The sequence below is a fragment of the Bacillus sp. FSL K6-2869 genome (assembly GCF_040869405.1).
Taxonomy (GTDB): Bacteria; Bacillota; Bacilli; order Bacillales; family Bacillaceae; genus Bacillus; species Bacillus altitudinis.
In genome coordinates, this window is record NZ_CP152035.1 from 3,715,291 (window position 1) to 3,728,059 (window position 12,769).

The following is a 12,769-nucleotide window of genomic DNA, read 5'->3' on the forward strand; positions in this document are numbered from 1 at the left end:
TGCATACATTATAGACTGACGGTCGGTCTAAAAGGAGAGTGATTTTCATGTCGTTATCAGCCAAAAATGGCTCCACCCATTTTATCTATCTCGTTCTCGGGCAAATTATTTCCGTTTTCGGGTCTTCCTTGATTCGTTTTGTTCTATCTTTACACGTCTTGGATATGACACATCGTGTTGATTTATATGCTCTGCTTTTCGCTTTATCCAATATCCCGCTCCTCCTTTCGCCATTAGCAGGAGCAATTGCTGACCGGTTTAACAGAAGAAATTTGATGATTTTATTTGATGTTCTTACTGGCATTATGATTCTGGCTTTTTATTTCTGGTTATTTTCAGGTCATGATTCACTTTATATGATTGGAGCCGTCATGATTCTCCTTGGTGTCATGAGTACGTTTTATGCTCCTGCTGTGATGTCCAGTATTCCTCAGCTAGTGAAAGAAGACAAATTAGAACAAGCGAATGGCATCGTGAATGGCGTGCAGGCCCTTTCAGGTGTTATCGCTCCTATCATTGGTGGCGTTTTATACGGACTCATTGGAAGCCAGGTCATCATAGGCGTTAGCAGCATTGTATTTTTTCTATCAGCATGCATGCTTTTACGGTTAAATATCTCTTTCTCACCTAGCCCACTCGCAGAACCGATGACCAAAGTACTCTTGAAAGATATGAAACAAGGCTTTTCCTATATCGGAAGCCAGTCATTTTTAAAAAGAGCCATGCTGCTTGCAGCGCTGCTAAATTTCATCCTCACACCATTTTTTATCGTTGGAGGTCCCATTATTTTAAGGGTCACAATGAAAAGCAGTGACATCATGTATGGAATAGGAATGGGCATCATTGAATTTGCCGTCATCGCAGGCGCCCTGCTAGTTGGGCTTGTAGCGAAACATTGGCGTATTCCTACTTTGTATCGCTGGCTGCTCGTCATCGCAGTCATTTTGCTGCCTGTTGCTTTTTCAACATCCAAGGTGGCTCTTCAATTTGGTACATTTCCAGCCTATTTTCTCTTTTTAGCAGGGTGTCTCCCAATTGCCATGCTGCTCACCATGATTTCGATCGTTGTCATCTCACATGTGCAAAAGAAAACACCCAATGCTCAATTAGGAAAAGTCATGGCCAATCTAACAATGGTCTCTCAATGTGCTGCACCGCTCGGTCAAATGATGTATGGGTTCTTGTTCAACACTTTTTCCGCTAGCATGTATGTGACCGTGTTAATCGTGAGTGCCTTGATGTTTGCACTTGCCTTTCTTACAAAAAATATGCTTCGACATGAAGGAGAATCAGCCTCATGAGATTGACGTTTATCAAGAAAGACCTAACCCGCCACCGTCTCATTTCAATCGGCTTAACCCTTTGCATCATGATGACATCATTTTTAGCAACAAGCGCTGCGCAAATGACGGTCCAGCTGAATGGTTCCATTTCTGATCTACTCCAATCAGCCAAAGCACCAGACTTTGTCCAAATGCACGATGGCAGCTTAGATGAAAAAGCGGTCGATATATTTTCAAGTAAACAGTCGATGGTGAAGGCACATCAAATTGTTCCAATGATTCCGATCGAACACGTCAGCATCAAGTTCGGGCAGGAGCCTGCTCAAGCGGGTGTGATGGATCATTTATTTGTAAAGCAAAATCGCTATTTTGATTTCCTTTTAAACGAACGAAATGAAAAGCTCTCTGTAAATAAAGGAGAAGTAGCAGTCCCTATTTATTTTCAACAAAAATACCATTTAAAGATTGGCGAAAGGTTACTCATTTCAAAAGGCTCTCATCAATTCTCTTTTCAAATCAAAACGTTCTTACGAGATGCCCAAATGAATCCAAGTCTTGTCAGTTCAAAGAGGTTTCTTCTGCATGATGCGGACTGGGTAGCACTGAATCAAGTGTTTCAAAAAAAGGAGTACTTAATTGAATTTTTATTGCATGATGCTAGTCAAGCAGATGCTTTTCAATCACTCTATCAATCATCTGAGCTGCCACAACAGGGGCCTGCTGTCACATTACCCCTGCTTCGCATGCTGAATGCCCTAACAGATGGTATGGTGATCGCCATTCTCCTTCTTGTTTGCTTTCTGCTCATTAGCATTTCCCTCCTCTCTCTTCGTCTCGCTATGACCGCCGCTATAGAAGAGGATGAACGTGAAATTGGAATCTTAAAAGTACTAGGAATCCCTTTATCAAAAATCAAACAATTATACGTTGGGAAGTATGCTGTGCTTGCCTGTATAGGGTGTATAGCAGGATATTTGATGACACTCATGTTTGGTGATTTGTTTACAGCCAATATTCAGCAATATATGGGGAATCGCTTCTCTTTTATTCATCAGGTGATTCCGCTTTTGGTGTCAATTTTGACGGCAATGATCGTCATCTCATTCAGCTATACTGTCCTAAGGAGATTTGGTCAAATATCAGCCGCTCAAGCTATTCAAGGTGGCATAAGCTCACCAAGCCGTAAAAAACAAATTCCTATGTACCTCCAGAAAAACAGATTCCTCCCAGTCAATTTTTGGTTTGGATTGAAAGATCTGTTCTCGCGAATAAAGATGTATTCAACAATTACCTGTATTATTGCGCTTTGTACATTTTTAATGTTAATGCCGATTCAGTTATGGTACACATTACAATCACCCGATTTCGTCACATATCTTGGCTCAGGAAAAAGTGACCTTCGAATTGATATTCGGCAGGGAAATCATTTAGAGAAAAGTACAAATAAAATAGAGTCTATGATTAGCGAAGACCAAGACATTCAAACATCTGCCGTCTATGAAACAACTTCTCTACAAGCCAAAACAATGGAGAATACATTAGAAACGCTCTATTTAGAAACAGGTGATCTATCAGCATTCCCTCTCACCTATTTACAAGGACGGGAACCGTTGAAGGAGGAAGAGATTGCTTTATCGGTGTTGAGTGCTAACTCACTTCAGAAAAAGATAGGCGAAAAAGTCACTCTCGCCACAAATGGACAGCAAGTTCAAAAAATGGTTACCGGCATTTATCAAGACGTCACCAACGGAGGGAAAACAGCTAAAGCATTATCTCAGCCTTTTCCTCATTCATCCCTTTGGAAAACCATTCAAATACAATTAAAACAAGGAATAGATATGGCAGAGAAAAAAGCAGCACTTGAAACAAATATGTCTCCTGCAAAAGTGACAGATATGAAAGAATATGTGCATCAAACAATAGGAAGCACCGCATCTCTAGTAAAAGTGATTGCATTATTTTCAACCATCGCAGCTTTTGGAACAGCCAGCCTAATGTTAATGATGTTTCTGCACATGTTAAGAGCGAAAGATTTAAATCGTACTCACTTGTTAAGGACGATTGGTTTTTCTCAAAAAGATTTAACCTATCAATACTTAACAAGTTTTATCGTCGTTCTCTCTATCGGCGCCTTCATTGGAGCAATCGCTGTTCATACTATTGGTCCGGCGTTGATGAGTGCAGGCGGAGCATCATTAGGAGCATCCAGCCTTCAGTGGTTAGCCCCGAAATGGGTTTGGATCGTGTATCCTCTCCTGCTGTTTATAGTGAATTTAACTGTCATCTCGTGGTTATTGAAGTCCTTTTTTTCTAGTAAAATCAGTCGTCATACTCTTTCATAAGGAGATGTTTCACATGGAACAATTAATTGAAGCGAAGCAATTGTCTTTACAAATTGATTCATTAAAAGGACAAAAACAGACCATTCTTAGAAATATTCATTTAACCATTAAACGTGGAGAATTTGTCACCATTATGGGACCTTCAGGGTGCGGAAAAACCTCTTTGCTTTATCAACTTAGCGGTATAGAGACATCCTCCAGAGGAGAAATCAAATATAAAGGTCAACTGCTATCAGAAATGACAGACAAACAGTTAACAGCTTTACGCTTATCAGAGATGGGATTCGTCTTTCAACACAGCCACTTACTAAAAAACCTCAATCTATTTGATAACATCATTGCTGCAGCTTACTTAGCGAAGAAAATGCCGAGAAAAGAAATCAATGAACGAGCGAAATATTTAATGGAGAAACTTGATATTGATCATTTAGCTGATAGATATTTATCAGAAGTATCAGGAGGACAGCTCCAAAGAGCCTCTATCTGTCGAGCTCTTATGAATGAACCAAACATTCTTTTTGCCGATGAGCCTACAGGTGCTCTTAATTCAAGCACCACAAAGGAAGTCATGGATATTTTTTCACAAATCAATTCTGAAGGAACAACTCTGCTTCTCGTCACCCATGATCCAAAAGTGGCCCTTTGCTCTGAAAGAATTTTGTTTATGAATGACGGTGAAATTTCAGCCCATTTAAATTTAGGAAAATACGATCGCTTTACCGCTGAGAAACGAGAGGCCTTGTTAAACAAGTGGTTACAAAACTTAGGGTTTTAATTGGTGTCAAACAGGCAGAAAGCTGCCTGTTTTATTTTTTCTTACACTCAAAGGAGTAATCCATAGTCAAACTATTTGTTTCTAGTATGATTTTGCCGTCTTCTTGTTGACAAGATTCTGTCAGCAACTCAATTTCTTTGCTATAAAAGTATCTCTTTGAGATATAAAGAGTGACTAAAACAAGTAAAAGCGTCGTCATCACAATTGTCATTTGCCAGTTTAACATTTGAAATCTTTTTTTCATTTCAACATCCTTTCTGAAAGGTCAACACTTGTCTCGGATATTCGCCTTTCTCAGTAACTACCAGTTTCTTTTCCAAAATCATCTAGCAACATCATAACTGATTTTCCCTTCTAGATCGACCTTTCATTGTTCTTCTCTCATAGCTAAAAAAGCTTTATTTCATATATTCGGATGGTATTTTCGACCATAAACTTAAAACTAATAGTATCTATAACGTTTTTAGACTTCCAAAAAAAGATTTTACTCATTTGAATAAACAATCAATCATCAATACAATAACGTACATCTCATGACATAAGGTCCTTTTTATTACCTCCTGTCAATCACCTCCCAGAAACGATTATATTTTACCAAAAATTGTGATATCGTTTTTTATTGAAACAGGCGAAAGGATGTTAAAGAGGTGAAATTTCCATGAAAATCATTTCAGCTGAACAGGTGGGGAACCGTTTAAATGATTGGCGAATTGCCATTCGTAAGCATGATGTGCACAATGCAAAGACAATCTACACAGAATTAAAGGAATTACTTCAAGAGATGGAAGAGAATCAGGAGGTCTTGACCTACTATTCATTGCTAGAAGGCAAGTTTAAGCTCATGTTATATGAACGAAGAGGTAAAAAACTGAATGAACCGACAGTGCTAGAATACCCTTCTAAAACAAACGACTTAATTGAATATTATTTTTACCTATATAAAGCCCTTTACGCTTCATATAACAGAGACTATGCATCAGCCATCGGACTGTTTAAAATTGCTGAGAAAAAACTACAAAACATTCCTGATGAAATAGAAGTAGCAGAATTCCATACGAAGGTCGCAAACCTATATATGCTGCTTCGCCAAAGCCTGATTTCACTTCATTATATTCAGAATGCTATCGATATTTTCAAAGGTCATGATGGCTATGAAAGAAGACTGGCAGCAGCTTTTGTGATCGCAGCCACCAACTTCATGGATATTGGCGATTTCAAAAGAGCTGAGAATTACTACACAAAAGCATTACACATCTCAAATCAATTAAACGATCATTTTCTAGCATCACAGCTTTATCACAATATCAGTATTCTATATGCCGAAGCTGGAGAATCAAAAAAATGTATTGATGCCCTAGAAAAGGCTCTTAGTGATGATGACTACCTTTCATCTTGTTATTTCGAACACTCCATGTTTATGTTACTAAAAGAGCTACTCTCCATTGATGAAAAGTCGCAAGCTCTCTATTATTTTGAATTAGTCAAACAAAAACAAGAAATAGACAGAAACCCCATCTATACAGCAAAAATGAATTTTCTCTACCACCTATATTTCACTGAAGACATATCCAAAAAAGCTCAAACCTGTTTCGATGACATCAGTATTCTGAAAGAATTAAAGGATGTTGAAGGTGCCCGTGAATTAAGTGCACTAGCTGCCAAACACTTTGAAGAGCTGGGTTCAATTCACCAAGCATACCTCTTTTTGAAGGATGCCTATCAATTGGAACACACTACACTTAATTGGAGGAATTATGATGAAAAAAGTGAGTTTACTCATTTTCGCTTTAGCCATCGTTGTTTTCGGACAAACGGTGTCTTACAATTCGTTAAATGATACAAATCTTGGCCCAACAGAACGACCTATCGGAACATAAAACGATACAATACAAATAACCACTTGCCTCATTACAAGGCAAGTGGTCCACATTTATTTTAGTTCTTGATAAGAAATGAGGCGGTGAATATGTACCGCCAGATACGTAAGTTCGTCATTTGGAATAACAATACTATGCACCTGTTTAATATAATCTTTTATTTTGAAAGCTACATCCATCGCTTGAGGATACAAGTGTGCAATTTGTTCAAACAACTCATTTTCTTGATCTGATAATAATTTATTTGCGTAAAATCTTTCAACAAAGAATTTCACATGTGTAATAAATCGGCTGTAATGAATATTCTCTTGATCCATTTTCATATTCAACGTATAGCGGACGAGATTCACAATACTTCCGATCATCTTGGCATACTTCATGCCATCTTTAGAATCGGACTCTTCACCTAACGCATTAATTAAATGGAAGGCGATATTGGCCGCTTCTTCCTTTGGTAATTGTATGCCCAATGTATTGTTGACTAACTCAAGCGCATAATTACCTACTTCAAATTCTTCGGTATAGTAGTTTTTGATTTCCCAGTATACTCGATTTGTAATATTAATATTCTTCTTGTACCGTTCTACTGCAAAATTCAAGTGGTCCATCAAGGTAAAATAGACACCAGAATTCAGACTTGAGTTTAAGCGTTTTTCAGCATATTGAACAATATGCTGAGTTAAATCGATAAACTCTTGTGGCATTGAATCTAATAGTTGGAGAAATTCCTTCGCTCTCATGTTATCGACAGACATAAACACTTGATCTGCCTTCTTTTCTTCAATCATTTGACCTGGTTTTTGTCCATAACCAATCCCCCGGCCGAATAGAACCATCTCCTGTTGGTTCTGATCTTCAGCCAGAACCACACTCGAGTTTAAAACTTTTTTGATTTTAAACATCGTCATCACCTGTCTTCATGATTGTGGTTTTTCAATCAAGCGATTCACCATTTGTTTCAATGACCTTTTTGTACCAATAAAATGAGTCTTTACGAGAACGTTTTAATGTACCGTTTCCATCGTCATCTTGATCTACATGAATGAACCCGTATCGTTTTGACATCTGTGATGTACCTGCACTTATAATATCAATTGAGCCCCAGCTCGTATATCCGAAGAGGTCAACGCCTTCTTCCACCGCTTCTCTCATTTGGCGGAAATGCTCTTTGAAATAGTTAATACGATAATCATCGTGAATTGATCCATCACTTTCAACAACATCTTTTGCACCCATGCCGTTTTCTACAATGATCAGTGGTTTTTGATAACGATCATATAATTCTATTAAAGAAATTTTCAGACCAACCGGATCAATTTGCCATCCCCAATCAGTAGATGGAAGGTAAGGATTTTTGACCCCACGGATGGTATTTCCATCCGTTTTTTCTAATCCTTCATCAGCTGATTCAGTTAAAGACATATAGTAGCTGAACGAGATAAAATCTACTGTATTTTCTTTTAAAATAGAAAGATCATCTGATTCCATTTGGATATGAATGTTTTTTCTCTCAAGCATGCGCTTGATAAGCGGCGGGTATTCACCAAATACCTGAACATCTGCATAGAAATAGTTTTCTAAGTTTTGTTTCAATGCCCGCTCCACATCATTCGGATGACAAGTGTGCGGATACGTTGTTAATTTTGTCAGCATACACCCTACTTGACTGCCTGGTATGATGCGATGACAATCTGCTGTTACGAGTGCAGAGGCAATGAATTGATGATGGAGTGCTTGATAAACCGTCTCTTCCTCTTTCCCTTCTGGGCAGCGATCAGGAATAATTCCTGCTGTAATAAAAGAGTGGCGGTGAATACTATCTATTTCATTAAAGGTAAGCCAATATTTCACATCATGTTTATAGCGTTCAAAACATACATTGGCGAACTTAACAAAGAGATCAACGACTTTTCTTTCAACCCAGCCATTATATTTCACGCTCAGTGCTAACGGCATTTCATAATGTGACAGCGTCACAATCGGTTCTATGTTGTGTTTTTTCATTTCTGCAAATAAACGATCGTAAAATTGGAGTCCTTTTTCATTTGGTTCTTTCTCTTCTCCAGTTGGGAAGATACGGCTCCATGCAATAGAAATGCGAAGAGTTTTAAAACCCATTTCAGCAAATAGAGCCAAATCCTCTTTATAGTGATGATAGAAATCAACACCTCTACGTTTTGGATACTTTTTATCATCTGGATCTTTCATCGCTCGATCTATATTTTCAGAAGTAACAGCTAGATGCCCTTCATAATCTTCTACACTCAAATTAGACCGGTACATCGCAATATCAGCAACTGATGGGCCCTTTCCATCTACATTCCAAGCGCCTTCTGCTTGGTTGGCGGCAATGGCGCCGCCCCATAAAAATCCTTTTGGAAAACCTTTTATTGTCGTCATATGTTTAGCCTCCTAATTGGGTGATAACCATCAATGTATCTTGGCGATTGACCTCTTGTAATGGCTGTACCTTAATATCATATTGATCTGTATTCGTGATGACAGCAAGCGTAACTGGATCGTATCCTGCTTCCATGATTTTTTCTACATCAAATTCAATGAGTAAATCCCCTGCTTGTACACGATCTCCTGCCTGCACTTTTGGATAAAAATACTGTCCTTCCAACTGTACAGTATCAATGCCAATGTGGAATAAAACTTCCACCCCTTTGTCCGTTTTCATACCAAGTGCATGGTTTGTTTCGAACAGCAAGGTGACCTCACCATCTACTGGTGCATATAGCGCTCCTTCTGAAGGAACAATGGCAATTCCGTCTCCCATGACCTTTGAAGAGAAAATATCATCTTTTACTTCAGATAGAGAGATCATTTGACCAATCACAGGGCTTTTGAAAGTTTCCCCTGCTCCAATTTGTTCAGCAAATGCATCTTGATCATTTGTCTTTTCTTCTACTTTTTTATCCTTACCTAATACAAAAGCAGCGATAAAAGCAACAACGAAGGAAATGACAGCTCCAATGACAGCAAACATTAGATTTCGTGGAAGCTCATCTGATATAAACATTGACATACTTGCTAATCCAGGACCAACAAGTACAAAGGCTTGTATACCAACTAATCCAATGAAGATCCCGCCAACAAATGAACCAATCATGACACTTCCAAGTACGCGTTTATTTTGAAGTGTCACACCATACAAAGCAGGCTCTGTGATGCCAAAAAATGCTGAAATTCCTGCCGAAATGGCTGTTGATCTGAGTACCTTGTCTTTCGTGCGAAGTGCCACTGCGAAACATGCCCCACTTTCCGCAATATTATGCGCAAGTGATGCTGGTAAATAAAGTGCTTCTTTCCCGAGGTTCCCCATCGTTGTAACTGCATAAGGGACCATTGCTTTGTGCATGCCTGATGCAACCATAAACGGGAGTACCGCTGCTAAAATTGCGACAGCTACCCAGCCTACTGTATTAAACATCGCAAGAATAACGGATGAAAACCCTTGTCCTGCTGTAAAACCAAGTGGTCCTAATAACAGTAACGTAACTGGTACAGTAATGACTAATGACATCATTGGGACAAAGAAAATCCGAATTGGTTTTGGTGAAAATCGTGTGAAGAATTTTTCCATTTGAGCGTAAAGCAATACAGAAAGGATTGCTGGAAACACTTGATACGCATAAGCTATATTTTTTACGTCGAATGACATTAATTGCGCACCTTCAGTAAGCATGGCTGTCATGTTCGGAAGAAGGAGTGCACCGACTGCTGATAATGCGACCAGTGGGTTTACCTTTAGTTTATTTGCCGTTGTGACAGCGACTAGTAATGGCAGGAAGTATAGTGGTGCGTCACCCACCATGTTCAGTATTTGATAGGTTTGGCCTTTTGCATCCACCCAGCCTAATAAAGAGAAAAGGAGAAGAAATGATTTTAAAATCCCTCCGCCTGCGATAGCCGGAACAAGCGGCTGGAAGACACCCACAATGAAATCTAATAGAACTGTGCCTGCTTTTCTTTTTTCTTTTGGCTGATTGGATGGCACGCCTTGCCCGGATGAGCTGCCGCCCATTAAATTTGTTACCTTTTGATACACTTCAATCACGTCATTCCCAATGACCACTTGGCATTGTCCTGACATTCTGACAGCTATGACACCTGGTGTTTTTTCTAATGCTGGTACATCTGCTTTTTTCTGATCAATTAGTGTGAAGCGAAGTCTTGTTGAGCAGTGCTCAAGGTGCGCAATGTTTTCTTTACCACCTACATGCTGTAAAACATCTTTGGCGACTTGTGTGTAATCCATTTTTTCTCCTCCTTTTCTCATACATGGGACCTATATTTTGGCAATAAAAAAAGGACCTAAAACGACAAATTAAAGAAATTCATCGTTTTTAGATCCTGCCTGCATGACCAGTCACATGTCTAATTTATTTATATTGGATTTGTTTTTAGTATATATTGATTATATGAAAGCGTCAACATTTATTTTCCTAAAAATTATTGAGGTCTATATACCTAAATTAATTTTCTTTAATTTAGTTGAAGCAACCTTTCTCACTTTTTTTATACACCAATATTTTTTATCATCAATAAGAACTCTTTATTAATAAAAAACCAGATAAGTTCACTCATCTGGTTTCATATCATCTATTTTTTTCTTTCTTCCGCCTGCTTTTTGAATGCTTTCGCTTGTTTTTGGTATTCCTGTTTCGTAACCGCTTTTAACTCTACAGTACCGCCTGTCATTTTAAATGGAAGTTTGATTGATTTTACATCTCGATCAGTGGAACCTTTAATGATCCCATCTTCAATTAAAGGCTCATGGCCCATTACAAAATTTCTTCCATCCGTATCACCCATGACTTCTAATCTCATTTCTTTATAAGGCTTACACTCTTCTCCGGGAACAGTTGTGATTAGAAGGAAGCCGGACCATCCAAGCTCAATATGCATGGTTTTCACCTGTAAAAATAGTTGTTTGTCCTTTGCCGTATAGAGAAAACCATATACTTTCGCCACTTTCTCCTTGAAGTTTCTCATACTATCATAAAACCTATCTTCAGCGGTATCGAATAGATAATCATATCGTTTTTGAATCTCTTTATGATATTTATCTAGCTTTTTTTGATTGATTGCCTTATATATCATGCCTTTCTTTTCACCTTGTTTTTTTACTGAAAGGTCTTTTCCTGAAAAGTGAACTTCGTATACGATCGTTTCTTTACCTTGTGTGACTTTGAATTCATACCCATTTTCTTTTGAACTGCCAGATACGACAAATTGTTTTTTATAGATTTGCGGATCCCACCTCACTTCTTCTATATACTTTTCATTCAAATGCCCCGTTACTTTGCCTTTATTCTCAGATATCTCAAACCAGCTCATTCTATCCTTCGTTTTATACGCAAATGCATAGGCATGATTCAATGAATTCTTTTGTGCGACTGCTTGATATGCTGTCCAGCCGCCTCCACCTAAGATGAGTACTGCCAGGATAGACACGACCCACATTTTCAGTTTACTCATACGTACCTCCACTCATATATGTTTTGAAAAACCTTCATGATCCCTATTTATTCTGATCGCCCTGAAATGCCATTCACAACATTCATCTGTTCCAACACGATCTACTTTTGCCATTCTTTCGCCTTCTTTTTGAATGCTTCTGTTTGTTCTTGATATTCCTCTTTCGTGACCACTTTAAATTCTATTGTCCCGCCTGCCATTTTAAAAGGAAATTTAATGTATGTTGCGTCTCGGTCAGTTTCACCTAAAATAAAACCCTTTTCAATTGCAGGATAAGTACTCAAATCAAACATCATCCCATCAGAAACTCCACCGGCTGTATGTTTCGTTTCTTTATAAGGTTCACCACCATCTCCTGGGGCCTTTCTCATTAGAAAAGAACCTGCCCATTCAGACTGCATATACATTCGTTTTACTTTTAGAAATAGTTGGTATGAACCATCCTCTGCCGTATACAGATAACCATAAGCGCCTGTTACTTTCTTAATGAAGTTTCGTACATAATCATGAAATCTATTTTCCGTGTCATCCATCAGTTTCTCATATCGAGTATGAATGTCCTGTTGAACAGCACGTAGGTTTTTTTGATCAACCGCTTTGTATGTGATGCTGTGCTTTTCACCTTGTCTTTTCACAGAAAGATCCTTTTCGGCAAGGTGAACTTCATATGTGACCGTTTCTTTCTCTTGCTTCACATAAAATTCGTAACCGTTTTCAATTGATTTCCCAGTTAATTGATATTTGTTGATAAATAGATTGGGATCATAATGCCTTTTCGGGTTTTCCTCTAAAATGGTTTCATTCAGATGACCTGTTACTTTTCCGTTTCTTTCCGTTACCTTGAACCAGTTCACACGATCATGAGTCTTATATGCAAAGGCGTAGGGATGATTCAAACCACTCTTTTTTGCGATTGCTTGATAGGCTATCCAGCCGCCTCCACCAATCAGTAGTACCGCCAGAATAGTCATGATCCAGATTTTCGATTTACTCATATGTCCCCCC

General features: G+C 38.5%; 9 protein-coding genes. 4 read left to right on the top strand and 5 right to left on the bottom strand.

The features are described 5' to 3' along the window. Positions 1-47: 47 nt before the first annotated feature. The 4 genes from MHI58_RS19185 (at position 48) to MHI58_RS19200 (ending at position 6,237) form a co-directional block, all read left to right on the top strand. On the top strand, positions 48-1,301 hold the full coding sequence (locus MHI58_RS19185) for an MFS transporter (RefSeq protein ID WP_041508037.1): 1,254 nt from the start codon (positions 48-50) through the stop codon (positions 1,299-1,301). Then, positions 1,298-3,625 (top strand): FtsX-like permease family protein, encoded by a 2,328-nt coding sequence (locus tag MHI58_RS19190; RefSeq protein ID WP_368004348.1) that lies wholly within the window; start codon positions 1,298-1,300, stop codon positions 3,623-3,625. Before MHI58_RS19185 ends, MHI58_RS19190 begins: the two co-directional genes overlap by 4 nt. Positions 3,626-3,638: 13 nt before the next feature. Further along, positions 3,639-4,400, top strand: a complete 762-nt coding sequence (locus MHI58_RS19195) for an ABC transporter ATP-binding protein (protein ID WP_041508039.1) — start codon at positions 3,639-3,641, stop codon at positions 4,398-4,400. A gap of 658 nt (positions 4,401-5,058) precedes the next feature. Beyond that, positions 5,059-6,237 carry a tetratricopeptide repeat protein gene (locus MHI58_RS19200; RefSeq protein ID WP_041508040.1) on the top strand — a complete coding sequence of 393 codons (1,179 nt, stop codon included), beginning with the start codon at positions 5,059-5,061 and terminating at the stop codon, positions 6,235-6,237. Between the two features lie 93 nt (positions 6,238-6,330). On the opposite strand, the gene MHI58_RS19205 is transcribed toward MHI58_RS19200, so the two are convergent. The 5 genes from MHI58_RS19205 to MHI58_RS19225 all read right to left on the bottom strand — a co-directional run bounded on the left by MHI58_RS19205 (position 6,331) and on the right by MHI58_RS19225 (position 12,759). After that, positions 6,331-7,179 carry a PRD domain-containing protein gene (locus MHI58_RS19205; protein WP_045033646.1) on the bottom strand — a complete coding sequence of 283 codons (849 nt, stop codon included), beginning with the start codon at positions 7,177-7,179 and terminating at the stop codon, positions 6,331-6,333. A gap of 31 nt (positions 7,180-7,210) precedes the next feature. Continuing rightward, positions 7,211-8,677: a glycoside hydrolase family 1 protein gene (locus MHI58_RS19210; protein ID WP_025208280.1), complete on the bottom strand. Its 1,467-nt coding sequence runs from the start codon at positions 8,675-8,677 to the stop codon at positions 7,211-7,213. A gap of 4 nt (positions 8,678-8,681) precedes the next feature. Beyond that, positions 8,682-10,541: a beta-glucoside-specific PTS transporter subunit IIABC gene (locus MHI58_RS19215; RefSeq protein WP_041508041.1), complete on the bottom strand. Its 1,860-nt coding sequence runs from the start codon at positions 10,539-10,541 to the stop codon at positions 8,682-8,684. A 344-nt stretch (positions 10,542-10,885) separates the two neighbouring features. Then, positions 10,886-11,764, bottom strand: a complete 879-nt coding sequence (locus MHI58_RS19220) for a hypothetical protein (RefSeq protein WP_251185147.1) — start codon at positions 11,762-11,764, stop codon at positions 10,886-10,888. 101 nt (positions 11,765-11,865) lie between these two features. Beyond that, positions 11,866-12,759 (bottom strand): hypothetical protein, encoded by an 894-nt coding sequence (locus MHI58_RS19225; RefSeq protein WP_368004349.1) that lies wholly within the window; start codon positions 12,757-12,759, stop codon positions 11,866-11,868. Positions 12,760-12,769 lie beyond the last annotated feature (10 nt).